20 protein-coding genes are annotated in these 24593 nt (G+C 60.9%); 9 read left to right on the top strand and 11 right to left on the bottom strand.

All coding sequences use genetic code 11. From position 1 onward, the window contains the following. Window positions 1-230: 230 nt before the first annotated feature. The 3 genes from ACIQAL_RS06425 to ACIQAL_RS06415 all read right to left on the bottom strand — a co-directional run bounded on the left by ACIQAL_RS06425 (window position 231) and on the right by ACIQAL_RS06415 (window position 6368). Window positions 231-3890, bottom strand: coding sequence for a translocation/assembly module TamB domain-containing protein (locus ACIQAL_RS06425; protein ID WP_401143768.1), 3660 nt, complete (start codon window positions 3888-3890; stop codon window positions 231-233). Between the two features lie 29 nt (window positions 3891-3919). Continuing rightward, on the bottom strand, window positions 3920-5650 hold the full coding sequence (locus ACIQAL_RS06420) for an autotransporter assembly complex family protein (protein WP_401143717.1): 1731 nt from the start codon (window positions 5648-5650) through the stop codon (window positions 3920-3922). 67 nt (window positions 5651-5717) lie between these two features. Next, a complete protein-coding gene (locus tag ACIQAL_RS06415; RefSeq protein WP_401143714.1) occupies window positions 5718-6368 on the bottom strand; it encodes a GNAT family N-acetyltransferase in 651 nt (216 codons plus the stop codon). 216 nt (window positions 6369-6584) lie between these two features. Between ACIQAL_RS06415 and xthA the strand changes: the two genes are divergently transcribed. Next, on the top strand, window positions 6585-7397 hold the full coding sequence (xthA, locus tag ACIQAL_RS06410; RefSeq protein ID WP_401143711.1) for an exodeoxyribonuclease III: 813 nt from the start codon (window positions 6585-6587) through the stop codon (window positions 7395-7397). A 175-nt stretch (window positions 7398-7572) separates the two neighbouring features. Then, window positions 7573-8922, top strand: a complete 1350-nt coding sequence (locus tag ACIQAL_RS06405; RefSeq protein WP_401143709.1) for a substrate-binding domain-containing protein — start codon at window positions 7573-7575, stop codon at window positions 8920-8922. A 250-nt stretch (window positions 8923-9172) separates the two neighbouring features. Here ACIQAL_RS06405 and ACIQAL_RS06400 read toward each other — a convergent pair whose 3' ends face one another. Continuing rightward, window positions 9173-10405, bottom strand: a complete 1233-nt coding sequence (locus tag ACIQAL_RS06400) for an acyl-CoA dehydrogenase (protein WP_401143706.1) — start codon at window positions 10403-10405, stop codon at window positions 9173-9175. A gap of 169 nt (window positions 10406-10574) precedes the next feature. Here ACIQAL_RS06400 and ACIQAL_RS06395 point away from each other — a divergent pair, with 169 nt between their 5' ends. From ACIQAL_RS06395 to ACIQAL_RS06385, 3 genes are all read left to right on the top strand, one after another. Continuing rightward, window positions 10575-11522 (top strand): LysR family transcriptional regulator, encoded by a 948-nt coding sequence (locus ACIQAL_RS06395; RefSeq protein ID WP_166594608.1) that lies wholly within the window; start codon window positions 10575-10577, stop codon window positions 11520-11522. 168 nt (window positions 11523-11690) lie between these two features. Continuing rightward, window positions 11691-12071, top strand: coding sequence for a MerR family DNA-binding transcriptional regulator (locus tag ACIQAL_RS06390; protein ID WP_401143703.1), 381 nt, complete (start codon window positions 11691-11693; stop codon window positions 12069-12071). A gap of 52 nt (window positions 12072-12123) precedes the next feature. After that, window positions 12124-13023, top strand: coding sequence for a hydroxymethylglutaryl-CoA lyase (locus ACIQAL_RS06385; protein ID WP_401143700.1), 900 nt, complete (start codon window positions 12124-12126; stop codon window positions 13021-13023). A gap of 581 nt (window positions 13024-13604) precedes the next feature. Here the strand turns inward: ACIQAL_RS06385 and ACIQAL_RS06380 are convergent. From ACIQAL_RS06380 to ACIQAL_RS06370, 3 genes are all read right to left on the bottom strand, one after another. Beyond that, on the bottom strand, window positions 13605-14153 hold the full coding sequence (locus tag ACIQAL_RS06380; protein WP_401143697.1) for a cupin domain-containing protein: 549 nt from the start codon (window positions 14151-14153) through the stop codon (window positions 13605-13607). 149 nt (window positions 14154-14302) lie between these two features. Continuing rightward, window positions 14303-15283, bottom strand: a complete 981-nt coding sequence (denD, locus tag ACIQAL_RS06375) for a D-erythronate dehydrogenase (RefSeq protein WP_401143695.1) — start codon at window positions 15281-15283, stop codon at window positions 14303-14305. Between the two features lie 16 nt (window positions 15284-15299). Then, window positions 15300-16613, bottom strand: coding sequence for an MFS transporter (locus ACIQAL_RS06370; RefSeq protein ID WP_401143692.1), 1314 nt, complete (start codon window positions 16611-16613; stop codon window positions 15300-15302). A gap of 163 nt (window positions 16614-16776) precedes the next feature. On the opposite strand from ACIQAL_RS06370, the gene ACIQAL_RS06365 reads away from it, so the two are divergent. The 3 genes from ACIQAL_RS06365 to ACIQAL_RS06355 all read left to right on the top strand — a co-directional run bounded on the left by ACIQAL_RS06365 (window position 16777) and on the right by ACIQAL_RS06355 (window position 19737). Next, window positions 16777-17553 carry a FadR/GntR family transcriptional regulator gene (locus ACIQAL_RS06365; RefSeq protein WP_401143689.1) on the top strand — a complete coding sequence of 259 codons (777 nt, stop codon included), beginning with the start codon at window positions 16777-16779 and terminating at the stop codon, window positions 17551-17553. Between the two features lie 262 nt (window positions 17554-17815). Continuing rightward, window positions 17816-18046 (top strand): hypothetical protein, encoded by a 231-nt coding sequence (locus tag ACIQAL_RS06360; RefSeq protein ID WP_401143686.1) that lies wholly within the window; start codon window positions 17816-17818, stop codon window positions 18044-18046. A 137-nt stretch (window positions 18047-18183) separates the two neighbouring features. Next, the gene (locus tag ACIQAL_RS06355) at window positions 18184-19737 is read left to right on the top strand and encodes a methyl-accepting chemotaxis protein (RefSeq protein ID WP_401143683.1); all 1554 of its coding nucleotides are present in this window, start codon (window positions 18184-18186) and stop codon (window positions 19735-19737) included. Here ACIQAL_RS06355 and ACIQAL_RS06350 read toward each other — a convergent pair. Then, window positions 19727-20332 carry a TetR/AcrR family transcriptional regulator gene (locus ACIQAL_RS06350; protein ID WP_401143680.1) on the bottom strand — a complete coding sequence of 202 codons (606 nt, stop codon included), beginning with the start codon at window positions 20330-20332 and terminating at the stop codon, window positions 19727-19729. The two genes, ACIQAL_RS06355 and ACIQAL_RS06350, sit on opposite strands and share 11 nt — an antisense overlap. 131 nt (window positions 20333-20463) lie before the next feature. Here ACIQAL_RS06350 and ACIQAL_RS06345 point away from each other — a divergent pair, with 131 nt between their 5' ends. Continuing rightward, window positions 20464-21345 carry an NmrA family NAD(P)-binding protein gene (locus ACIQAL_RS06345; protein WP_401143677.1) on the top strand — a complete coding sequence of 294 codons (882 nt, stop codon included), beginning with the start codon at window positions 20464-20466 and terminating at the stop codon, window positions 21343-21345. 110 nt (window positions 21346-21455) lie between these two features. Here the strand turns inward: ACIQAL_RS06345 and ACIQAL_RS06340 are convergent, their stop codons facing one another. From ACIQAL_RS06340 to ACIQAL_RS06330, 3 genes are all read right to left on the bottom strand, one after another. After that, window positions 21456-21797 (bottom strand): FKBP-type peptidyl-prolyl cis-trans isomerase, encoded by a 342-nt coding sequence (locus ACIQAL_RS06340; RefSeq protein WP_401143675.1) that lies wholly within the window; start codon window positions 21795-21797, stop codon window positions 21456-21458. 196 nt (window positions 21798-21993) lie between these two features. Further along, window positions 21994-23412, bottom strand: coding sequence for an efflux transporter outer membrane subunit (locus ACIQAL_RS06335; protein WP_401143672.1), 1419 nt, complete (start codon window positions 23410-23412; stop codon window positions 21994-21996). Further along, complete coding sequence (locus ACIQAL_RS06330; protein ID WP_401143669.1) at window positions 23405-24592, bottom strand: efflux RND transporter periplasmic adaptor subunit; 1188 nt, start codon at window positions 24590-24592, stop codon at window positions 23405-23407. Before ACIQAL_RS06330 ends, ACIQAL_RS06335 begins: the two co-directional genes overlap by 8 nt. Window position 24593 lies beyond the last annotated feature (1 nt).

Raw genomic sequence — 24593 nt, 5'->3', positions numbered from 1 at the left:
TGCGATCTGGCGCGAAGCGACAGCAATATCCAGCACCTTCGGTGTGTCAGACATAACGCGTCAGCCGGATTTACGACTGCTTCGCAGCCGATCGCAGGCAAGCCAGCTACCACGCCTTCGGCAGAAGCGTGACAGCGGCGTGCTCCAGGCTTCTGATTCTTCGGGAGCTGACTTGCCTGCGATCTGTTACGAAGCGACAGCAAAATTTGCGTACTGGGAAGTGATGAGAATCAGAAATCCCGCTTGTAGAAAATATCCAGCGAACTCGCTATCCCGCTGGCGGCTTCCACATACACCTTCTTGCTCAGCAAATACCGTAACGCGATGGTATTCGCCGGTTCGAACACCCCTACCCCATACCGCAGGCTCAGCTTGTCTGTGATCTTGCCGCTGGCGACGACAGAGGTTTTGTCGCCGCTGCCGGAGGTGTCGAGGTCGAAGTCCTTGATGCCCAGCCCCGAGGCCAGTTTCCCCGCCGTGGACGACCCGCCTGCCAAGCCCAGGGCCAACGCGGCCTGGGCCATCATGTTGCTGTCTTCGCCGTTGGTGCTCAGCGGACGGCCCAGCACCAAGTACGACAGGGCCTGCTCCTGGCTCATCGCCGGCTCCGAAAACACCGTGGTGGTCGGCTGTTCGGCGCTGCCGGTGAGGCGAATGCCCGCGATCACGTCATCGGTCTGACGAATCGCTTCGATGTCCAGGTACGGCTGGTCCACCGGGCCTGCAAACAGCAACCGAGCCTTGCGAATGGTCAGGCGCTGGCCGTAGGCGCGGTAGCGACCGTCATTCAGGTTCAGCTCTCCGCGAGTGTCGAGGTTGTCGCCGATGTGCACGTGCCCCGCCAGATTGGCGGTCAGCCCGAAGCCGGTGAAGCTCAATTTGTCCTGCCCCACCTCGACATTGACGTCCATGGCGATGGCCATCGGCGGTTTGCCCTCTTTGGTCTGCGCGCCGATGATCACCGTGTCGTCGGAGACCTTGACCGTGGACGGCGGCAACTGGCGCACGGTGATGTCACCTTTGGGGATCAGCACTTTGCCGGACACCGCCAGTCGATCCCCTTGCAGGGTGATCTTCAAGTCGGGCGCGGCTTCGAGCTTGGCATAAGGCTCGACCGTGATCGGCAAATGCGAACCTTGCAGGCTGACATCGACATTCAGCGCCTCCGCCCAGCCGATGTGTCCGCCAATGCTGCCCTGCCCAGTCGGGCCGCTGTTCCAGTTGCCCTTCAGTTGCACGTTCTCGCCCGCAATCAGCGCCTGAACATTGAGTTTCTCCAGGCTGACGGGGAGTTCAGGTCCGGACACTTCGCCGTCGCTCAAGGTGACGTTGCCGTTGACCTGTGGCGCCAACAGGCTGCCGGTGATGCGTCCGTTGCCGTTGAGCTTGCCGTTGAGCTTCTCGATCATCGGCACGAAGGGTCTGGCCACTGACACGTCCAGTCCGCTCAGGTTGAAATCGCCACTGACGGGCTTGTTCTTGCCCAGAGGATCGATGCTCACGCTGGCGAGCAGTTCTCCCAGCTTGCCGCCCCGAAAATCAAGGCGAGTGTCGACCTTTTTCGGCGTCAGGCTGCTGGTGAGTTTCAGCGCCTGATACGGGAAATCCAGCCACTGGTTCTTGTCTTTCACGCGCAACGTGCCGCCGCTGGCGTCGATCACGATCTGGCCGTTCGGGCCCGATGCCGGAACGTCCAGTTGCACGTCGGCGTTGAGCGAACCCTTCCAGGCGAAATCCTTGGGCAGCCATTGCGCAAGGCTTTCCAGCGGGAATTGCTTGAGGTGGTAACGCAGGCGCGGGTCAGGCATCAGGCGTTGGTCTTCGCCACACAGGCTCGCAGGCCCGGACATCCAGCAGTGGGCGCCGAAGTTGATCTTGCCGTCCGCCAGCCGCTCCAGCTTCGCCGGTTGTTGCAGCTTCCAGTTTTGGCCGCCGGTCTGGATGTCGCCGCTGGCGAGCCGCCCGCGCCAGTTGCCTTTGTCGAGAGTGCCGTCGAGGGCAAGGGCCAGCTTGAGCAGTGGGCCTTGTAGGTCAAGCTTGAGCTGCTGTCGCTTGATGTCGCCCTGCCCGTTCAAGATCAATGTGCCCAGCGCGGTGTCACCGGTCTGGATGCCGGTGGTTTTCAGGTCGATGTTCGCCCGCTGCGCGCTGTCGAGCTTGGCCGCCAGGTTCAGGGTTTGCAGCTTGTGAGTGTCATACGCCAGCTGCGTGCCCTGCAACGCCAACTGGCCTTGCGGGTTCTGCAATGTGCCCGCCAGGTCCAGACGGCCCTTGGCCTGTCCTTGCAAGCGCGGCCACAGTTGACCGAGTCGCGGCAGGTTCAAATCGAGCTGTGCTGTCAATTTCTGTTGCAGGCTGCCCGTGCCCTGAATGCGGTTGTCCCCCAGCCGAATGTCCAGCGCGCTGACCGTCCACTTGTCACCGGCGCCGTCGGCCTTGGCTTGCAGCACGGCGGGCTGCCCACGCAGGCGGCCTTTCAGGTCCAGGTTGGCGTTCAGGTTGAGCTGATCGTTCTTGAAGGCGCCTTTGCTGCGCAGCGGACCGGCGAGGGAACCGGGCAACTCGCCGACCCAGAACGACGGGTCGAGGGCGCTGAGGTCAAGCGCGGTGTCCCACGACACGCCGTCGGCGAAACCGACGTTGACATGACCACTGGCCTTGCCCTGCCCGGCCACCAGCTCCACTTGCGGCAGAAAAATCTGCTGCAAGTCGCCGCTGAACGGGCTGGCCAACGTGAATGGCCCTGCCGGGCCTTTGAACGCCCCAGCGAAGTTGCCGAGGTATTTGCCATCGGTGTAGGAGACTTCGCCGGTGAAGGTGTGAATGCTGACCTGCGGTTCGTCAATGACCGGGTACAAGCGATGCCAAGGGAAATCCAGCCAGTCGATTTTCGCATCGGCATTCACGCCTTTTTGCCAGTCCACCTTGCCACTGGCCTTGAAATGCTGAGTCGGGCTGGCGGTCAGGTCCAGCGCGGCGATGTCCGCGCCTTTGGCGTCCACACGCCCTTGCAACGCCAGCGCCACGGGCCCTTGTTCGGCTGGCAGCGTCGCGTTGCCGAGGATCGCGTAGCCCTGGGCCAGATCACCTTTGGCGTTCAGGCTCAGGCCATTGAGTTGCAGCGTGTCAGGCAGGTCGGCGCTTGGCTTGAAGGCCGCGCTGGTAATGACGACGTCGGCAGGCAGGTTGTCCACCAGCGGTTGCAGCTGACCGACCAGTCTGGCGTCGATGTAGCCATGGGTCTGGGCGTTGAGGTTCAGCGTCTTGAGCAGATCGCCGTTCACGTTCAGCGTCAGCGAAAGTGGCTGACCGTTCACGTCCGGCAGTTTGACCTGCCCCTCGGCGGTCAACGGCCAGTCGGCCGTGGGTGTGAGCAAGCCGGTCAGGTCGAGGACGATGTCGTCACGTTGCGCATGGACTGAATCAATCTTCAAGCCCTCGGCCGTCCAGTGCGCAGCGAGTTGCACGTCGCGGACCTGTTCCAGGCCGTCCAGGTGCACGCTGCCCACGTGCACCTGCCCCAGTTCAACGGCGAGCGGCAGCTTGAGGTCAGGCAAGGTGATCGGTCCGCTGCTTGGCTCAGGGCCTGAAGGCGGGAAATGCAAACGGACGTCGCCGGTCTGCAGGGTGTCGATGCACAGGGTCATGCGGGTCAGGCAGCCTGGCGACCAGGCGAACACCGGCGCGTCCACCTCGACTGTGCTCTCGCCCTGTTGCCAGACCAGCGAATCCGCCTGCCATTGGCCACCAAGCCGGCCAGAGAAGTTGTTCAACTGCAAACCGGGCACCTGCCCCAGCGCCCAACGGCTGCCGGTTTCGGTGCCGAGAATCAAGCCCACGCTTGCGCCGATCAACACCACGACGCCCAACACAGCGATCGCGCCATACAGCGCGATCCGTTTAAACAGTGCCGCTTTCGTCACAGTTCAGGTCCCATCGAGAAATGCAGACGAATGCCGCCGTCGTCGTCCAGTGCGTGTGCCAGGTCCAGGCGCAGCGGGCCGACCGGCGAGACCCAGCGGATGCCGATGCCGACACCGGTTTTCAGGCTCGGAAAGTCCAGCGAGTTGAACGAATTGCCCTGATCGACGAACGCCGCGACGCGCCATTTCTCGGCAATCGAATACTGATACTCGGCACTGCCCGCGATCATGTAGCGTCCGCCAATCTTGTCGCCCTCGTCGTTTTCCGGAGACAGGGACTGGTAGTCGTAGCCCCGCACGCTTTGATCGCCACCGGCAAAGAAACGCAATGACGGCGGAATGGATTTATAGCCGTTGGTGGCCGTACCGCCCACTTGAAGGCGCCCGAGGAAACGGTGGTTCTGCGCCACAGTGGTCAGGCCCTTGACCAGCGCCGTGCCGTGCACCACGTTGGCGTCCGACCCCAGCCCCTCTTTCGCGACTTCAGTTTCGAATTGCAGGCGATAGCCATTGTGCGGGTCGATGCGGTTGTCGCTGCGCAGGTAGGAATAGCTGATGCCAGGCATCAATAAGGTGCTGATGCCTTCGTCATTGCCGAGCCGATATTCTTCGCGCTGCCATTTGAGGGAAATGACTCGCTCCCATCCGCTCGGCAGTTTGCTGTGCCACTCCGGCCCGACGGTGAGCAATTTACTCAGGCTGTCGGTGTCAGCGATTTCTTCATACTGATAGCCACCGGCAAAGCGCAATTTGTCGGTCAGGGGTGGGTCGAGCGGGATGTCGTAGAACAGCCCGACGTTCTGCCGGGGCGCCGACAGCTCGGACTCGATGCCGTAGCTGTGGCCTTCGGCGTTGACCCAGTGCCGCGTCCAGTTGGCCTTGACCCGTGGCCCCACGTCCGTGGAGTAACCGACGCCAAGACCCATGGTCCGGGGCTTGCGGGTTTGCAGTTGCACGTCCACCGGGATGGTCTGCGCCTGTGCGGCCGTGGGCGAGGCGTCCACGCGCACGCCTTCGAAATAGCCGCTGGACTGCATGGCCTGATTGAGGTCGGCGATCAGCTCGGAATCGTAGGGGGTGTCTTCCTTGAACGGGACCATGCGCCGCAGCAGGTCTTCATCGAACGGCGCGTCGCCACTGAACGTGACCTTGCCCAGCGTGAAACGCGGGCCACTGTCGTAGACCAGCTCGATGTCTGCGACGCCCGCGCGGGGATCAACCGACAGCCGTTGGGTCACAAAACGTCCATTGAAAAAACCGTAGCGGGCGGCCTGATTCTGGATGAGTTTCTTGGCGTCTTCGTAATAGCCGTGGTTAAGCGCAGCGCCAGGCTTGAGCGCGTCGCTCTTCGGCACCTTGAACGCCTTGAGTTGACTCGCGGGGCCTTCGATCCGCACCGTGACGTTACGCAGGTGCACGGGCTCGCCGGGCTGCACGTTCAGTACCAGGTGCAGATCTTTGTCAGTGTGTTTGATCTCGCTGTCGATCTGCGCCTGATAGTAGCCGAGGGCTTGCGCCGCCTTTTGGGCCTGTTCCACGGCGCCGACGCTGAACCGTTCGAGGGCCTGCTCGTCACGCTCGCCGAGGCTGCCCACGTACCCTTCAATGTTGGACTTGAGTTCTGAATTGGCAGGTTTGATCCGCACCTCCAGTTGCGCGTCGGCGAACGCTGCGCAACTGGAAAACATCAGGAGAAAACCACTGGTGAATCGAACAGGAAACTTCATAGGCGCGGATGCTAACACGAGCGGCGGGGGCTGCTGGAACCCGCAAAAAGGGAGAAGAAACCCGACGTCACACCCTCGAACCCATTGAAACCTGAGGGTTTGGGTGAAAAAACACGTGTTCGCGTATAGGTCCTACAGCAACTTCGCCGATTTCCTCGTAGCCCTGTTTTTTGTAGAAGTCGAGATAGTGGCCGTTTCCGGTGTCAAGGACGATGCCCTGAGAGTTTTCATCGACGGCGCACCAGTCATGCAGCGCCTGCAACAGCTGTTCACCATAGTGCTGACCCTGAAAATCCGGGTGCACCGCGAACAATGGCAACACGTGCACGGCATCGGACGGCAAGCACGCAAGCACCGCCTGGTAATACTCCAGATACCGCTGTGTACACCGCAAACCGGTGCCCATGACCATGCGCAGTCGCCAGGCCCAGCTTTCGGTAATGCCCAAGCGGCGCTGCGGCGGCGCGATCAGGGCGACCCCGACCAGCCGGTCCTGAACGAACAGCCCCAGCGCGGGCATGTCTTGCAGAAAGTGTTGTTTGACCAATTCACGAATGGTCGCGCGCACCCGCTGTTCGTACCCGGAGCGCCCGGATTCGAAGAGGTAGGCGAAACTCGGTTCGTGACGATAGGCCTGGTACAGCAGCGAGCGGGACTCTCGTGAATAACCGCTGTCCAGTTGGCGGATGTCGGGCGAAGCGTTCGCTGGTTCAGGCATATAATCGTGTCCCTTTCGATGACGACCCGACGCGTGGGGCCGGATTCGTGGTGTCAGGGTTTCGAGTCCTGGCCGTTGTCGACAGTTCCGGCGAGTTTTTCAGGCGTTTCCCACAGCGTAGCAGCCCTGCCTGATCGCGAGTTTGTGCGGCGATGCTGGCCGTCGCCGAGCAGGTCGGCTAGCATCGCTGTTTGATTTTTGCCAGGACTGCCGTCTATGAAAATTGTGTCTTTCAACATCAACGGCCTGCGCGCACGCCCGCATCAACTGGCGGCATTGATTGAAAAGCACCAGCCTGACGTGATCGGCCTGCAGGAAACCAAGGTCTCCGATGACCAGTTTCCCCAGGCTGAAATCGAGGCGCTGGGCTACCACGTGCACTTCCACGGGCAGAAGGGCCATTACGGGGTCGCCCTGCTGTCCCGACAGGCGCCACTGGTCCTGCACAAAGGCTTCGACACCGACGACGAAGAGGCTCAGCGCCGCTTCATCTGGGGCACTTTCGCTGATCGCAACGGCCTGCCGGTGACGATCATGAACGGCTATTTCCCACAGGGCGAAAGCCGCGATCACCCCACCAAATTCCCGGCCAAAACCAAGTTCTATGCCGACCTGCAACAGCTGCTCGAAACCCGATTCAGCAATGATCAGCCTTTGGTGGTGATGGGCGACGTGAACATTTCTCCGGAAGACAGCGACATCGGCATCGGCCCGGACAACGCCAAGCGCTGGCTGAAAACCGGAAAATGCAGCTTCCTGCCAGAAGAGCGTGAGTGGATGGCCAAGTTGAAGAACTGGGGCCTGGTGGACAGCTTCCGCCACCTGTACCCGGAAGTCGTCGACCAATTCAGCTGGTTCGATTACCGCAGCCGGGGTTTTGAGGACGAGCCGAAGCGTGGGCTGCGCATCGATCTGATTCTCGCCTCTCATGGCTTGCAACCCCGGATCAAGGCAGCGGGCGTGGATTACGACCTGCGCGGGATGGAAAAACCGTCGGATCACGCGCCGATCTGGCTGGAGTTGAGCTGACCCCCGAGGCGGTAAGGCGTATGTAACCGTCCGGCCCACCCGGCCAGCGGTGGCGTTTCAAACGTCGCCACCGCTGGCAAGCCGTGGTGTGAAGGCGCGGCCTGAGACTTGTCACATAACAGCAACGCATCTGTCTTATTCTCCGGCCACTTTCGGCCATAAGAAGTTGCCGCACATGTCGCGCACTCGCCCGTCCTTTTGTTTCTTTTTGACCTGCCTGCTACCGCTGTCAGCGCACGCCGCCGCTCCGCTTCCCGCCCCGGGGGATGGCGCGCCTGTGCTGCGCATTCAAGGCTCGAACACCATCGGCGCGCAACTGGGGCCTGCACTGGTTGCAGGGTTGCTTGATCAGCAAGGCGCTCAAGGCATTCAGCTGCAACCCGGCGCGCAGCCCAATGAAATGCGGATTGTCGGGCAGATGCCGTCCGGGCAAGCGGTGAGCATCGACGTCGCCGCCCACGGATCAAGTACCGGTTTCACTGCGTTGAAAAACGGCCAGGCCGATCTCGCGGCCTCCTCGCGCCCGATCAAGAACAGCGAAGTGAACGACCTCGCGACGCTCGGCGACCTGCGCGGACACGAGGCCGAACAGGTCATCGCCATCGACGGCGTGGCCGTGATCCTGCACCCCGCCAACCCGATCCGGGAGCTGAGCATCACTCAACTGGCGAAGGTGTTTTCCGGGGAAATCCGCGACTGGGAAGCACTCGGCGGCACCGGTGGCCCCATTCATCTCTATGCGCGGGACCAGCAATCCGGCACGTTCGACACGTTCAATGAGTTAGTGCTGGCCAAATCCGGCAAGAAGTTGGCCTTGGACGCGAAACGGTTCGAATCCAGCGAAGCGTTGTCGGATGAAGTCAGCGAGGACCGCCACGGCATCGGCTTCATTGGTCTGCCCTATGTCCGCCAAAGCCGTGCGGTGGCGATCATCGACGGCGAATCCAGGCCGATGCTGCCGACCATCAGCCTCATCGCGACCGAAGATTACCCGCTGTCCCGTCGCCTGTACTTCTACCTGCCGCCGCAATCGAACCAGCGCTGGGCCAAGGCGCTGGTGCGGTTCGCCCAAAGCCCGCAAGGCCAGTCCATCGTGGCCCAGAATGGTTTTGTGGCGCAGACCGTCCAGGCCGTGAAAGTCCGGGCCACTTCAGAGATGCCTGCCGAATACCAGAACCTCACCCGTGAGGCCGAGCGGCTGTCGGTGAATTTCCGCTTCGCCCAAGGCAGCGCCACCCTGGACACCAAGGCCCGACGGGACATCCGGCGGGTGGTCGATTTTCTGAAAACCCATGACAAGCTGAACCAGAGCGTCACGCTGGTAGGGTTTGGCGATGCTAAAAGCGACCCGGCGCGGGCGCAGCTCTTGTCGAAGCTGCGGGCGATGGCAGTGCGCCGGGAATTGCTGAAAGGTGATGTGATTTTGCGTGATGTACGCGGTTTCGGCGATGAAATGCCCGTGGCGGCGAATGATGCCGACGAAGGCAGGATCAAGAATCGTCGGGTTGAGGTGTGGGTGCAGTAGCAGGTTTGCGTAGGCCGTTGGATTCGGGTTGCCTGTGCCGCCGATTCGCGAATGAATTCGCTCCCACAGTGGAGTCTGGGTCAGAACGAAATTCTGCGGCGACACAAGGTTTCTGTGGGATCAGCGTCATACCGGAACACTCGCGGCGACGCAGGACTACTGTGGGAGCGAATTCATTCGCGAAAAGCCGGATCAGGCAATGAGCTTTCCCTGCCTGAAACCCGGCTCTGCGATTTTGTGCAAAGTCGGATCAACGATGCTCGCTGCGCATCATCTCTTTCGGCACGTATTTTCCAATCTCATATTTGCCAATCGCCGCACGGTGCACTTCATCCGGCCCGTCCGCCAGGCGCAGGGTGCGTTGCATGGCGTACATGTACGCCAGCGGGAAGTCGCCGGACACCCCCGCTCCGCCGTGAATCTGGATAGCGCGGTCGATTACCCGCAACGCAACGTTCGGCGCCACGACCTTGATCTGCGCGATTTCGCTCTTGGCCACCTTGTTGCCGACGGTGTCCATCATGTACGCGGCTTTGAGGGTCAGCAGCCGAGCCATGTCGATTTCCATGCGCGAGTCGGCGATTTTGTCGACGTTGCCGCCCAGACGTGCAAGCGGCCGACCGAACGCCGTGCGCTGCACCGAGCGTTTGCACATCAGTTCCAACGCCCGCTCCGCCATGCCGATCGAACGCATGCAGTGGTGAATCCGGCCCGGGCCAAGGCGACCCTGAGCGATCTCGAAGCCGCGCCCTTCACCCAACAGGACGTTTTCATACGGCACGCGGACGTTTTCAAACAGCACCTCGGCATGGCCGTGAGGCGCGTCGTCGTAGCCGAAGACCGGCAGCGGACGCACGATCTTCACCCCCGGTGCATCCGTCGGCACCAGGATCATTGAGTGTTGCTGATGACGAGGGCCGTCAGGATTGCTCAGGCCCATGAAAATCATGATTTTGCAGCGCGGGTCGCAGGCACCGGACGTCCACCATTTGCGGCCGTTGATGACCCACTCATCGCCATCGCGCACGGCACGGGCGGCCATGTTGGTGGCATCCGACGAGGCCACGTCAGGTTCGGTCATCGCGAAGGCCGAGCGGATCTCGCCCCGCAGCAGCGGTTCGAGCCACTGCTGTTTTTGCGCCTCGCTGGCGTAACGCACCAGCACTTCCATATTGCCGGTGTCCGGCGCCGAGCAGTTGAACGGCTCGGGTCCCAGCAGCGAACGGCCCATGATTTCCGCCAGCGGCGCGTATTCCAGGTTGGTCAGGCCAGCGCCCAATTCGGATTCGGGCAGAAACAGGTTCCACAGCCCTTCTGCTTTGGCCTTGGCTTTCAGTTCTTCCATGATCGCGGTCGGCTGCCAGCGGTCCCCTTCCGAGACCTGGCGCTCAAACACAGGCTCGGCCGGGTAGACGTATGCGTCCATGAACGCCGTGACGCGCTCGCGCAATTCCTGGACCTTGGGGGAGTAAGCGAAATCCATGGGCAGCTACCTTCTGATGAGGTGTTTCAAGACATGGAGGCGATGCTAGATCAGGGTTCTCCATTTATCTAACCTATTCTCGGCGTGTATAAACATTCATCACTGATATATGATCGGCGCGTTTCGGTACGAAAGTCCCAACTACAACAACAGCGTGAGGCGCATCGCAATGAATCTGAGCAAGGTCGATCTCAACCTCTTTATTGTCTTTGACGCCATCTACACCGAGGCCAACCTGACCCGCGCCGGTCAGATCGTCGGCATCACCCAGCCAGCTGTATCCAATGCCTTGGCCCGTCTGCGCGAGACCTTCAACGATCCGCTGTTCGTGCGCACTGCCCAAGGCATGGTGCCAACGCCGATGGCCCAGAACATCATTGGGCCGGTGCGTAATGCGCTGTCGCTGCTCCGAGTGTCGGTGCAGGAGAGCCGGATTTTCAACCCGCTGCAGGCGAACAAGAACTACCGCATCAGCATGACCGACCTCACCGAAGCGATCATTCTGCCAGCACTGTTTCAGCGGCTGCGCCGCCTTGCCCCGGCGGTCACCATCGAAAGCTTTCTGTCCAAGCGCCGGGAGACCACCAAGGAACTGGCGGCGGGTCGTCTGGATTTCGCCGTAGACGCGCCGTTGAACACCGACCCGCAGGTGCGCCACGTCAAGCTGATGGAAGACAACTACGTCTGCGCCATGCGCAAAGGGCATCCGCTGGCGAACAAAGGCTCGATAACGTTGGACGACTATTTGTCGGTGGCGCACATCCACATCTCCAGTCGCCGCAGCGGGTTGGGCTACGTCGATCTGGCGCTGGGAAAAATGGGCATCCAGCGCAAGATCGCCCTGCGATCACAGCATTATTTGATGGCGTCACAGGTGCTCCACCAGACAGACATGGTCATGACCGTGCCAGAACGTTTCGCCCGGCGTAACGACCTGCATTTCGTGCACCTCCCGGTGAACGATGTGCCAAGCGTGGAGACCCACTTGTACTGGCACGAAAGCACCGATCAAGACCCGGCGAACCGTTGGATGCGGGAGCAAATCATTGAGTTGTGTCAGTTGGTGATTGCGCAGGAACGCAAACTTGAGAAAGAGCTTGAGGTTGCAGTCAAGTAGCCATTTATCAATAGGTTAATCGCTTAACATCAAGTCGATTATCGGCTTGAGCCATGAAAAATCCTGGCGTCCTTAACACCCATTTCATACGTACGAAACCTGGCGCCTTGACGTTAACGTCAAGGTCGCCGTACGTTAGCCGAACGCTTCCCTCGTTCGAGCCCCGCCATGAACCATCCGACTTACAGCATTTCCGATCTCGCTCGCGAGCTGGACATCACTACACGCACCATTCGCTTTTATGAAGAACAAGGCATGCTAAGCCCCGAACGCCGTGGGCTGGAGCGCATTTATTCAGCCAGGGACAAGGTCACGCTGAAGCTGATTTTGAGGGGCAAGCGCATCGGGTTTTCCCTTGCCGAATGCCGGGACTTGATCGGCTTATACGACCCCAGTGGCGACAATCAAAAGCAACTGACCACCATGCTGCAGAAGATCGCCGAGCGTCGTGCCCAACTCGATCAGCAGTTGCTCGACATCCAGCAGATGCAGCTGGAACTGGACACCGCCGAAGAGCGCTGCAAAGAAGCGCTGAAAAATACCGTTTAATAACAATCGAATAGCGCATAAACCTGATGCTGACAGTGAGGATGAATTTGCCATGTCGCTGCCCCAACGCGTACGTCTGGTCGAAGTCGGCCCCCGTGACGGCCTGCAAAACGAGGCGCGCCCCATCGACGTTGCCGACAAGATCCGGCTCGTGAACGATCTTTCCGATGCCGGGCTCGGCTATATAGAAGTCGGCAGTTTCGTGTCGCCCAAGTGGGTGCCACAAATGGCGGGATCGGCGGAAGTGTTCGCGGGCATCCAGCGCAAGGACGACGTGACCTACGCCGCCCTCGCCCCCAACTTTCGCGGTTTCGAGGACGCGTTGGCGGCGGGTGTCAAGGAAGTCGCGGTGTTCGCGGCGGCGTCCGAGGCCTTCTCGCAGCGCAACATCAACTGCTCTATCAGCGAAAGCCTCGACCGTTTCCTGCCGATCATGGAAGCAGCGCGATTGCACGGTATTCGCGTGCGGGGCTATGTGTCCTGTGTGCTCGGCTGCCCATACGAAGGCACTGTGCCGCCGAAACAGGTGGCGGCAGTGGCCAACGAACTGTTCGGCATGGGCTGTTACGAAGTGTCACTGGGCGACACCATCGGCACCGGTACACCCGGCGCGACCCGCGAATTGATCGACGCCGTCGCCGCCAACATCCCTCGCGGCAAACTGGCCGGGCATTTCCATGACACCTACGGGCAGGCGCTGGTGAATATCTATGCCAGCCTGTTGGAGGGGATTCAGGTGTTTGACAGCTCGGTGGCGGGCCTGGGCGGCTGCCCTTACGCCAAAGGGGCCACGGGCAATGTGGCGACGGAAGACGTGGTGTACATGCTCAACGGGCTGGGCATCGACACGGGTATCGACCTGGACACACTGATTGCAGCCGGTCAGCGCATCAGTGACGTGCTGGGCAAGGCGAACGGCTCTAGGGTGGCGAGGGCACGTTTGTCGGCCTGATGTGCGACAAGTTGTCACACAGTGTTACCCTGACCGGCATTGAAGCGATGGAAACGGGTAACACGGAAACACCCGGTGATGATTTCAGCGTGGCGCTGAATGTGGGGTTTTTCTGAAGGCCACGGTTTAAGGGCTTTTCAAAGCATTGACGAAACTTGGCATGGCTTCTGCTATGTCTTACGTACAACAAAAATAAAAAATCGCAGTAACCCAATAAAAACAAGACGTATCGGCTCTGACATAACAAGAACAAGACGGAAGAGACGCAGCTAACTGATTTTTTTGGAGTGGATCGCTTTGTGAGGCTCAGGCCTCTCGACCGGGCAGAGAACAATAAAACTACCTTCAGGTAGCTACCGCACGGGTTGAATCGCAAGATCGAAGCTACATCAGCGCTCAAAAAAATACGTTTGCTCTTGGCCCCGGATGGGGGTCGCTCAAAACCAAAAAGGTATGGCTGCCAAAAACAACAACAGGCCACCTAAAAACAAAAAAGAGCATGCAACTGAAACACCTTGAAGGGGAGCCTCGGCTCCCCTTCGTGCTGTCTGGCGTTTGGCAACCTGACGCCAGAGCCTCCCTTAGAAATTCGCCGGCGTGTTTGCGCTGATGATTTCCGCCTCATCCTGCCCGATGTTGCGAAAGCTGTGGGGCAACGTGGTCGGGAAGTAATACCCATCTCCGGCGTTGAGAATGCTGATCTGCCCGTCCACCGTCAGCTCGATGGTGCCTCGCGTGACCAGACCGCACTCCTCGCCCTGGGCATGCACGATGGGTTCATCGCCTGAGCCTGCACCTGGCGCGTACTGCTCGCGGAGCATGCGCATCTGGCGGCTGGGCACCGAAGCGCCGATCAGCAACAGACGCAATCCGTCGCGACCCAGGTCCGGCTGTTCTCCGGCGCGGAAGACGTAGCGTTGTTCTTGAGGCGGCTGATCGAAGGAGAAAAAATCCGCCAGGGTCATTGGAAACCCCTCCAGCAGTTTTTTCAGCGAACTGACCGAGGGGCTGACGCGATTCAACTCAATCAAGGAGATCGTGCCATTGGCGACTCCGCTGCGTCTGGCCAGCTCACGCTGGGACAATTTGTAGCTTTCCCGCACTAACTTCAGTCGTGACCCCGTATCCATGACAGCCCTTGGTTGATTCTGAGGGTATCGGGGGAAGTGCCTGTTTTCACACACGAAGCGTGGGCCGTTCCCCGGTTTGAGTGGGGCTGATTAGAACACGATTAAGCGCCCTGACCTAGACGGCCACGCGACATAAGAACATGACGGTTTTAGCTGGGTTGGGGTGGGTATTCCGCCATGAACTGCCCGATCACATCGGCGAAATCGTGATCGGCGGTAAAGCCCAGTTTTTTCGCATACGTTGCGGTGAATGACCCTGGCCAGGAGCCGACGATTTTCTCGATCGCCGGGTTGCGCTCCAGACGAATCCGGTGGGCGACCTCGTCCCCCGCCGTCCGCCGCAACGCGTCAATCATGTCTGCCACCGTGATCGATAAGCCCGGCATGTTGATCACCCGCCCCGGCTGCAATTGCTCCGCCGACAGCTCATGGCCGTGAATCAGGTTGGCGATGGCCTGCGCGGGTGACATCAGCCACAGGCGCGTCTCCAGCGGCACCGGGCACACGCTTTCCTGCCCGTTGAGCGGCTCACGGATGATGCCACTGGCGAAGCTCGATGCCGCAAGGTTGGGTTTGCCGGGGCGCACGACGATGGTCGGCATGCGCAAGCTGCGGCCATCGACGAAACCCCGGCGGCTGTAATCAGCGAGCAGCAAATCGTTCATCGCCTTTTGTGTGCCGTAGGAGCTTTGCGGCGCCCAGACCTGATGGTCCTCCACCTGATCAGGAAGCTGTCCGCCGAACACTGCCACGGAACTGGTCATCACCCATTTCGGGCAGGTGCCGAGGCTGCGAATCCGCTCCAGCAGCTGTTGCGTCGCGGTGAAGTTGATGCGCATCCCGAGCTCGAAGTCCTGTTCTGCCTGACTCGACACCACAGCCGCAAGGTGGAAAACGCTGTCGGTTTCGGCGGTCACCAGCCCTTCCAGCACTTTGGGGTCGGCGATGTCACCGCAGACCACCTCGACCCGAGGGTCGTCCAGGCCGGTCAGCGGCACCACGTCGAAAGCCACGATTTTCGAGAGGGCCTGCCTGGCCCCCTGTCGATCGGTCAACGCGCCGCGCTGCAAGAGGGTTTCGATCAGGCGACGGCCGAGAAAGCCGGCCGCACCGGTCACGAGAATATTCATGGGTCACTCCTGTTGCTCAACGGTTAACGAGTTTTGCGGGAATCCGGAAGATCAACACCGACCCGAGGATCAGTGCACCCGCCATCACGTACAGGCCAATGGTGGTGCTTTGGGTCATGTCCTTGAGGAAGCCGATCAGATACGGCGACACGAACCCAGCGAGGTTGCCGCACGAGTTGATCAACGCGATCCCCGCAGCGGCCGCCGTGCCCCCGAGGAACGCCGTCGGCAGGCTCCAGAACAGCGGCAAGGTGCTGAGGGCGCCCATGGCGGCGAGGGTCAGGCCGATCATCGACATCGTGAAACTGCTGCTCCAGGTCGCCGCGATGATCAAACCGATGGCGCCGACGATGGCCGTCAGTGCGAGATGCCAGCGGCGTTCACGCACCCGGTCCGCGTGGCGCGACACCAGCAGCATGGTCGCGACGGCCGCGCCGTATGGAATCGCGGTCAGCAGGCCGATGTGCAGCACGTCGGTCACGCCGGCCTGACGGACCAGCGTCGGCAGCCAGAAACCGACGGTGTAAAAGCCCGCGATCATGCAGAAATAGATCGCGGTCAGCAGCCAGATGCGCGGCTGGCGGAACACGTCGCGCACGCTGTGGGCTTCGTGGGAGTGGCTTTCGGCGTCGATGCGCGATTGCAGCAGGGTTTTCTGTTCCTGGGTCAGCCAGCCCGCGTGGGAGATGCGGTCGCTCAGGCAGAAGATCACCAGAATGCCGATGGCCACCGACGGCAGGCCCTCGATGAAGAACAGCCACTTCCACCCTGCCCAACCGTGAGCGCCGTCGAACACCGCCATGATCCAGCCGGACAGCGGCGCACCCACCAGGCCCGACAGCGGCACAGCGCTGGCGAACAACGCAAACATCTTCCCGCGACGGTGGGTCGGAAACCAGTACGACAGGTACAGAATGACGCCCGGGTAAAAACCGGCCTCGGCCAGCCCCAGCAGGAAACGCATGATGTAGAACGACATCGGCGTGGTCACGAAGGCCATGCAGGACGAGATCACGCCCCAACTGATCATGATCCGCGCAATCCACAGTCGGGCGCCGACCTTGTGCAGGATCAGGTTGCTGGGGATTTCAACCAGGAAGTACGCGATGAAGAAGATGCCCGCGCCGAGGCCGTATACCGCTTCGGAGAAATGCAGGTCATCGGACATTTGCAGTTTGGCAAAACCGACATTGACCCGATCGAGGTAGGCCACCAGGTAACACAACAGCAGGAGCGGCAGAATGCGCCACGCCGCCTTGCGGTAAGCCGCGTCTTCGGAGGCATCGGCGGCGGGCGTGCCGATGGCGCCTTGCGTCAAGGATTCACTCATTTCTTTCCCATCCCTTTGTTTTTGTAGTGGGCGAATGTCGGGGGCAGAACAGCGTGCGACATAACAAGTAACATAATACGTCATACGAATTCAACAACCTCCCTGCACGGGACGTGGCGCCGGAAATGCAGTAACGTTCATTCATTTGAAACATGAGATTTCCATGTCCGCCTCCGACCTGACCCCGCGCCCGAATGCCCCCTCCAGCCTGAAAGACGCCTCCAAAGGCACACTGGCGGATCAGGTCACGGCCGCACTCAAAGCGCATATCGCCAACGGCGAAGCCCTTCCCGGCACGCGCCTGCCCACGGAGCCTGTGCTCTGCGAGCGCTATGGGGTGAGCCGCACGGTGGTGCGAGAAGCGATTTCCCGGCTGAAGTCGGCGGGTCTGGTTGAAGTGCGTCAGGGCAGCGGGACCGTGGTCTGCGAAGGCGCGCACATCAAGGCGTTCACCATCGACGTGGACGTCGGCGGCTCCATCGAAGCGGTGCTGCGCGTCACGGAATTACGCCGGGGCATTGAGGGCGAAGCGGCCGCCCTCGCCGCCCAGCGTCACACCCGTCAACAACTGGAGACCATCGAGCGTGCGCTGAAAGCCATTGATACCGCCGAACACGAAGGCCATGACGGCGTCGAGGAAGACCTGGCGTATCACCTGTCGATTTCCCACGCCACGGGCAACCCGCTTTACCCGTCTTTGCACGAGTTCATCGCCCAGTTTGTGAAAGAGGCCATCCGCATCACCCGCTCCAATGAAGAACGCCGTCAGGAAATGGCCAGCACCGTGCGCATCGAACATGTCGCCATTTACGACGCCATCGCCGCTCGCGATTCGGAAGCTGCCCGCCAGGCCGCCCTCACCCACATCAACAATGCTGTCGAGCGCTTGAAGAGTGCTGACCCGTCCTTCTGGCAGAATCCCGTGCACATAAGCCCCTGAAGCGCATGGCATTCGCCCGTAAGACTTGACCGTTCGTCGTGATTTTCTAAATAGGAATCAGTCATAAATCCGTTTTCACGAAATGTTCACGTCGCAAGGTTCAGTCTGCACCTACTCCTTTTGATCCTCTTTAAGCCCGTCTTCCCCAGCGGGCTTTTTTCTGCCCGGGATTTGAGCAGCGTGCTCATGTAACACCCCGCAAATTCCTCGAACTCGTCTTGCGCGCTGTCCTCCAACGTTCAAGCCCCCTGAGGATACTGACATGAGTAACGACGACCGCAACGCCTCCACCCGTCCCACCAACGCCCCACCTACCGACGCGTCCGGCAAGCCCGTGAACGTGGTCGAGCGCGATCTCGAAGACCGCGACGACGACACCCGCGCCGTGGATGAAGTCATCACTCCGACGTCGATTCGCACCAAGGAACAGGAAGCCGAAGAGCTGAAACGCAAGACCGACGCCATCGAGCGCAAGGTCGCCGACGGCAACTGACCGCCGCGTCGATTGCCCGGTTTCTGGGAACGGACTCCCATTGCCGGGCACCGTTCGTCGGCGTCGGCAATGTTGTGCTACACCTACTGGCAAGCACTTCAGCACTGTCAGGGATGAGTCGGTCTATGCGTTTGAACATGCCGGTTACACAACAGGAACGTACTTTTGCCGCTAACGAGCGTTTGATTTCCACCACCGACCTCAGCAGTCACATCACCTACTGTAACGATGCTTTCGTCGCCCTCAGCGGTTTTACCCGCGAAGAACTGATCGGCCAGCCCCACAACCTCGTTCGTCACCCCGACATGCCGCCGTCGGTGTTCGCCCACATGTGGGAGACCCTCAAGCAAGGCAAGCCGTGGATGGGCGTGGTGAAGAACCGCGCGAAGAATGGCGACTTTTACTGGGTCAGCGCTTACGTCACGCCGATCTACGAGCACGGTAAGATCGCGGGGTTCGAGTCCGTTCGGGCGCTCCCGACCCGCGAGCAGGTGCGTCGGGCCGAGGCGCTGTACGCGCGCCTGCGAGCGGGCAAGTCTGCCGTTTCCGGTGTTGAAACCGCCCGCTATCACCTGGCCCGCCAACTGCCGCTGATCATCGCCGCGGTGATTCTCGGCGTTTGCAATTATTTATTGGCCGATCATTCGGAGCTGGCGGCCATGCTGCTGACGCTGGTCGCCCTCAGCGTGTTTCTGGAATGGCGGCAAAACCAGACGCTCAAAGCCCTGCTGGACGAACACCCCAAAGCCTTCACCGACCCTTTGATCGCCTTGACCTACAGCGATAACCGCGGCCCGCAGGCGCGTCTGGATTTGGCGTTGCTCAGCGAGGAAGCGCGCCTGCAAACCGCGCTGACGCGGCTGGTGGATGCCGGGGAAAACGTCAAACAGCGTGCTGGTCAGTCCGCCAGCCTGTCGCTGTTGCAGGCCGAAGCCCTCGACCAGCAACGCAGCGAAACCGATCAATCGGCGACCGCGATCACGCAAATGGCCGCGACGATTCAGGAAGTGACCCATAACGTGCAGAACACCGCCAACGCTGCGCTTGAGGCGGACAACCTCGCCCAACAGGGACGCAGCTTGGCCGACGACAGCCTGTTGGCGATCCGCCACATGGCCAACTCCGTGTCTGAAATCGGTGAAGCGGTGGGCGAGCTGGCCAGTGCGACGCAATCCATCGGCAGTGTCGTGGACGTCATCAATTCCATAGCGCAGCAGACGAACCTGCTGGCCCTCAATGCGGCCATTGAAGCGGCACGCGCCGGGGAACAGGGCCGAGGGTTTGCGGTGGTGGCCGATGAAGTGCGTTCATTGGCATCGCGCACACAGACATCCACCGAGCAGATTCAGGGGATCATTGGCGAATTGCGCGAAGGCGCGAACCGTGCCGTGGCCACCGCGACGAGGGGCCAGGCCATGTCGCAGGAAAGCGTGACCAGCGTCGAAGCCGTGCAACACGCGCTGAGTGGCATCAGCCAGGCGGTGTCGCGCATCACCGGGATGAGCCAGCAAATGGCCTCGGCGTCCGAGGAACAAACCCACGTGGCCGAAAGCATCAACCAGCAGATCAACCGCATCGCGCAACTCTGTGACCAGAGCGCAGGCCAGGCGCAACAAGGGTCGAGCATCAGCCGAGAGCTGGAGCAGATGGCCCAGTACCTTCACAGCCTGGCGGAGCGGTTCAATCGCTAGCCGGTGGCGAAGTCTGAACCTGTAATTGCCGACGGACCGTCCCGAGAACCTCCTCTGACAGCGGCTGCTCCTCGCCCATCCGGGCAATGGTCAGCGCGCCGATCATCGCGCACAGGCTCAGCATGGCGTGATCGCGATTCGACGGAGAGGCGTCCGATGCGGGGCGGGCGGCGGCCAATTGTTCGGTCAGCAACGTCAGCGTTTGCTCGAAACCGTCCACCGCAACCGCTTTCACCGGCTCTGAAGCTCTGGCAAGTTCGCTGCCCAATGCTGCAAACGGGCAACCGGCGCTTTCATCCCGATGTTGCACGCTCAGGTACGTCGCAACCGATGCGTTGAACGCGTCGCCCGAGCCACCCGCTGCCGCCAACCGCCCCAGCGTCCGCACCTGATGCTCGACAGACGCTTTGGCCGCTTCCTCAACCAACTCCGCCTTAGACGCAAAGTGCTTGTAAAAGCCGCCTTGCGTCATGCCTGCCGCGGCCATCAGCGCCGTCAAACCGCTGCCGTCGATGCCGTGACGACGAAATTCGATCCGGCTCGCCTCGATGATTTTCTGCCTTGTCGCAGCGGTTTCCAGTCTGCTCTTGCGCATTGAACCCCCTCCTTCGATCCGAATATCCCATGCGGTGTTGACATTAGATTTAGGTCACCATCTAATGTGAATTACACCCATCATACATCTACTGTTGTCGTACAGGCACTCTCAATCTTCGAGGATCTACCATGTCTACACCCAAACTGCTCGTCACCGGCGCCACCGGTAAAACAGGCCATGCAACGGTCGAGATCCTGCGCCAGAAAAACATTCCCGTGCGTGCGCTGGTACGGGGCGAAGATCATCGCTCCGACGCCTTGCTCGAACTGGGCGCGGAAGTGGTGTTCGGGGATTTCCAGGACCTGAACTCCCTCCGCGCCGCGCTAGAAGGCATCGAATCGGCCTACTTCGTGTACCCGATCCACCCCGGCATCATCGACGCCAGCGCCCGCTTCGCCCTGGCGGCAAGAGAGGCCGGTGTGACCTCGCTGGTGAACATGTCGCAGATCTCCGCCCGCCGCGTCGCCAAGAGCAACGCTGCCTTGAGCCATTACACCGCCGAGCGGGTGTTCGACTGGTCAGGGCTGGCGACCACGCACCTGCGTCCGACCTACTTCGCCCAATGGCTGCTCTACCCGCATTGGCGCAAACACATCGTCGAGCGCGGCGAGATTCGCCTGCCGTTCGGCAATGGCCGCCACGCCCCCATCGCGGCGGAAGATCAGGCCCGACTGATCGCCGCCATCCTGCAGAACCCACAGCCTCATGCCGGCAAGACCTACAACCTCAACGGCCCGGTGGAACTGAGCCAGCAGGGCGTGGCCGATGCCGTGGGCGAAGTGCTGGGCCGCACCATCACCTACGTGGACATCAGCCTTGAGCAATACGAGAAAGAAATGGCGGAATCGGGTCTGGGCCCGTTCCTGCGTCAGCACCTGATTGAAGTGGCGCAGGACTACCAGCATGGCGTGTTCGAGGGTGAAGACTCGATCATCGCCGACGTCACCGGCGTCGCGCCGATGACGGTCCAGGCGTTTGTGACCTTGCACAAGGCCGCCTATCAGCGTTGATTGATCCCGATCCACGCAAGCCCCGCTGAGTCGTGGATTCAGCGGGGCCTCCTCAAGTGCAGGGCAACTTCGAAGTAGCAGACTCAACGGTCGAAGTGACCAAAAGGGTCCTAATTTCCTTTTTTGATTGCGAGTAGCTCGACTTCAAAATTGAGTGTCGCATTTGACGGTATTGGCCCTCTACCCGCCTGCCCATATCCAAGATGAGGCGGGATTGTTAATTTAGCCAACTCGCCAACTCTCATTTCTTGAACGCCTTGATCCAAACCGACAATCACTTGCTTGCCACCCAATACAAACTCCAGCGGCTGTCCTTGATCACGAGAAGAATCGAACGTCGTACCGTCCATCAGCTTCCCTACATAGTGGATAACGACAGTATCTCCCGTATTAGGCGTGTCACCGGTCGGCGCTTCTTTCAATGTTTCAACAATCAACTCCTCACTTTCCATTTTCTAAATCTCCATGCAAACGTTTAGCGCGTGACGTCCAATCAACGCCTTTCTTACGAGCCTATTGTTCGAGCATGTGCGCCGGTTGATAACTGTCATAAATGACAGTTATCAAATTCCTTGGCGATAAGAGCGCCATTTTTAGAAGCTGAGAGTCCGCACATCTTCGGTTGAATCGCTCAGATGACACTTAAGATCAACGCAATGCCAGCTCCGACACGTTCCACCCTCCCCCCAACGCCTTGACCAGCCCGACACTCGCCGCCAGTTGTTGGGTCTGCAAATCCAGCACGCTGCGTTGCGCCTGCAACGACGCGGTTTGCGCGACGACCACGTCCAGATAACCAATCGCCCCCTGCTTGTAACGGGCCAGCGAGAGGTTTTCGCTGTACTGCGCCGCTTCCGCCGCCGCGCGCTGATCCTCCAGCGCCGAACCCAAGCCATCAATGATCGACAGGTTGTCTTCGACCTGCTCGAACGCCGCCAACACCTGCGCCCGGTATTTGCCACCCGCCTCATCCGTCGCAGCTTTCGCCGCGTCCACCTGGGCCTGACGCAAGCCGCCGTCGAACAACGTGGTCACCAGCGACGGCCCCACGGCCCAGAACAGGTTGGGTGCGCTGAGCAGATTGGCGAACTCGCTGCTTTGGTACCCGCCTTGGGCGCTCAGGGTCAGCGTGGGGAACCAGGCGGCGCGGGCCACACCGATGCGTGCGTTGGCGGCGGCAATGCGTCGCTCGGCGGCGGCAATATCAGGTCGACGCTGGAGCAAGGTCGACGGCACACCCGTCGGCACCGTGGGCAATGGCAAGGCTGCGGTGCTCGGCGCGATGCTGAACTGTGACGCCGAGGCGCCGGTCAACGCCGCAATGGCATGTTCAAGCAGCGTCCGTTGCACGTTGTTTTGCTTGAGCTGCGACTTGGCCGACGACAGCTGCGAAGAAGCCCGCGCGACATCCAGCCCGGAGACGATGCCGCCGTCGTGCAAGCCTTGGGTCAGGTCCACCGCGCGGCTGAACGCCTGGGTCGTCTGTTCCAGCAGGTGGGTCTGCTGATCCAGGCCGCGCAGGCGCACGTAGCTGTCGGCCAGTTGCGCTTGCAGGCTCAGCCGCGCAGACGCCAGGTCGGCGAGCGAGGCTTGCGCTTCGTCAGTACCCGCCGCCACCGAATTGCGCACGCGGCCCCAGAGGTCCACTTCGTAGTCGATCTGCAAACCCAGGGTGCCGGAGTTGTAGACGTCGTCCGTGGTGCTGGCACGCAACGGTCGCGTATCAGACTGGCGGATTCGTTGCGCGTTGCCGATCTGCTTCACCGTGGGCAACAACGCTGAGTTCACTTGGGCCACGAACGCCTGAGCCTGAGCGTAATGCGCCAGCGCTGCGCTCAAGGTCGGGTTGTTGGCCAGCAGTTGCTGCTGCAACGCGTCCAATTGCGGGTCGTTGTAGACCTGCCACCAACCGTCACGACTGATCTGATCACTGGGCGTGGCGACGCTCCACGGCCCCTGGGTTTTGTACTGTTGCGCCGTGGGCACCGACGGCACGGTGTAGTCCGGCGCGAGGGAGCATGCGCCCAGCCCCAGCATCGCCATCAACAGCATGCTCTGCTTAACCATGGGGTTTGGCCTCGGCGGGTTTGGCGATCTGCACAGGGTCGTTGTCGTTCAAACCATCGGGCGGCGTGTCGATGACGCGGTCCGTGGGGGCGAGGCCCGAACCGATTTCCACCGAATCACCGAAATCCCGAGCGATGGTCACGGTCTTGAACAGCACGTGGTCGTTCTGATCGAGGGTCGCGACGCGCATGCCTTGGGCGTCGAATTGCAAGGCACTGGCCGGGAGCCGCACGACGTTGGGTTGAATCGGCAGGTCGAAGCGCACGCTGGTGTAGGCGCCCGGCAGCAAACGACCGGCGGGGTTATCGACTTGCAGCTGCACCAGCGTGCTGCCCGACGACGCGTTCACCGAATCCGCCGAGGCAATGACGGTGGCTTTGAACTGTTCCTGCGGGTATTCGGGCACGCTCAGTCGCGCCGTTGCACCGGCCTTCACCTGCGGCGCATAACTCTGCGGCACTTGAACGTAGACCCGCAAATGGCTGACGTCGGACACGGCGAACAGCTCTTGACCGCTGGCCGTGCTGCCTGCGTTGATCAGCGCGCCAACGTCGGTGCTACGCGCGGTCACCACGCCGTCGAACGGTGCGGCCAACCGTTGAAAACCCTTGGTCGCCAACAGCCGCTCGACGTTGGCCTGAGCCGCCTGTACCTGTGCCTGTTTCGCCGCGAGATCGCCGTTACGCTCGTCGACCTCCTGCTTGGAAACCGAGTCCGACGCCAGCATCGCCTGCCAGCGTTTGGCACTGGTCTGGGACAGCGTGGCGTTGGCTTTGGCGGTGGCCAGATCGGCGCGTGCCTGGAGCAATTGTTGATCCAGCTCAGGGGTGTCGATCTCGGCGAGCAATTGCCCGGCCTTGACCTTGGCGCCGATGTCAGCTTTCCAGGATTTCAGGTAACCGCCGACACGGGCAAAGATTGCCGCCCGCGACCAGGCTTCCAGGCGCCCCGGCAAAATCAGCGCCGAACCTTGGGTGGGCGCAGCCGGGCTGATGACGATCACGCTGGGCAGCGCCTGGGCATCGGTCCAGGTTTTCAGGTCTTTCGATTCACTGGCGCGGGCCGTGAGACCGACGAACACCACGGCGGCGACCACGACCAGCGCAATCAGCAGACCCAGATTCGCTCGCCAGCCGCTGACGCGTGGTTGACGTTGGGTTATAGGAGTGTCGTTGAGCATG

Origin of the sequence: Pseudomonas sp. NPDC088368 (assembly GCF_044753445.1) — a bacterium.
Lineage (GTDB): Bacteria > Pseudomonadota > Gammaproteobacteria > Pseudomonadales > Pseudomonadaceae > Aquipseudomonas > Aquipseudomonas bambusae.
The sequence above is the reverse complement of the archived record's forward strand: the minus strand, read 5'-3'. Positions and strand labels throughout refer to the sequence as shown.

Bases quoted from the DNA above. Each gene is read 5' to 3' on its own strand.
- ACIQAL_RS06390 (WP_401143703.1), top strand. From the start codon at position 11,691: ATGAACCATCCGACTTACAGCATTTCCGATCTCGCTCGCGAGCTGGAC.
- ACIQAL_RS06405 (WP_401143709.1), top strand. From the start codon at position 7,573: ATGTCGCGCACTCGCCCGTCCTTTTGTTTCTTTTTGACCTGCCTGCTA.
- ACIQAL_RS06335 (WP_401143672.1), bottom strand. From the start codon at position 23,412: ATGGTTAAGCAGAGCATGCTGTTGATGGCGATGCTGGGGCTGGGCGCA.
- ACIQAL_RS06360 (WP_401143686.1), top strand. From the start codon at position 17,816: ATGAGTAACGACGACCGCAACGCCTCCACCCGTCCCACCAACGCCCCA.
- ACIQAL_RS06365 (WP_401143689.1), top strand. From the start codon at position 16,777: ATGTCCGCCTCCGACCTGACCCCGCGCCCGAATGCCCCCTCCAGCCTG.
- denD (WP_401143695.1), bottom strand. From the start codon at position 15,283: ATGAATATTCTCGTGACCGGTGCGGCCGGCTTTCTCGGCCGTCGCCTG.
- ACIQAL_RS06395 (WP_166594608.1), top strand. From the start codon at position 10,575: ATGAATCTGAGCAAGGTCGATCTCAACCTCTTTATTGTCTTTGACGCC.
- ACIQAL_RS06420 (WP_401143717.1), bottom strand. From the start codon at position 5,650: ATGAAGTTTCCTGTTCGATTCACCAGTGGTTTTCTCCTGATGTTTTCC.
- xthA (WP_401143711.1), top strand. From the start codon at position 6,585: ATGAAAATTGTGTCTTTCAACATCAACGGCCTGCGCGCACGCCCGCAT.
- ACIQAL_RS06330 (WP_401143669.1), bottom strand. From the start codon at position 24,592: ATGCTCAACGACACTCCTATAACCCAACGTCAACCACGCGTCAGCGGC.
- ACIQAL_RS06350 (WP_401143680.1), bottom strand. From the start codon at position 20,332: ATGCGCAAGAGCAGACTGGAAACCGCTGCGACAAGGCAGAAAATCATC.
- ACIQAL_RS06355 (WP_401143683.1), top strand. From the start codon at position 18,184: ATGCCGGTTACACAACAGGAACGTACTTTTGCCGCTAACGAGCGTTTG.
- ACIQAL_RS06385 (WP_401143700.1), top strand. From the start codon at position 12,124: ATGTCGCTGCCCCAACGCGTACGTCTGGTCGAAGTCGGCCCCCGTGAC.
- ACIQAL_RS06340 (WP_401143675.1), bottom strand. From the start codon at position 21,797: ATGGAAAGTGAGGAGTTGATTGTTGAAACATTGAAAGAAGCGCCGACC.
- ACIQAL_RS06345 (WP_401143677.1), top strand. From the start codon at position 20,464: ATGTCTACACCCAAACTGCTCGTCACCGGCGCCACCGGTAAAACAGGC.
- ACIQAL_RS06400 (WP_401143706.1), bottom strand. From the start codon at position 10,405: ATGGATTTCGCTTACTCCCCCAAGGTCCAGGAATTGCGCGAGCGCGTC.
- ACIQAL_RS06380 (WP_401143697.1), bottom strand. From the start codon at position 14,153: ATGGATACGGGGTCACGACTGAAGTTAGTGCGGGAAAGCTACAAATTG.
- ACIQAL_RS06370 (WP_401143692.1), bottom strand. From the start codon at position 16,613: ATGAGTGAATCCTTGACGCAAGGCGCCATCGGCACGCCCGCCGCCGAT.
- ACIQAL_RS06415 (WP_401143714.1), bottom strand. From the start codon at position 6,368: ATGCCTGAACCAGCGAACGCTTCGCCCGACATCCGCCAACTGGACAGC.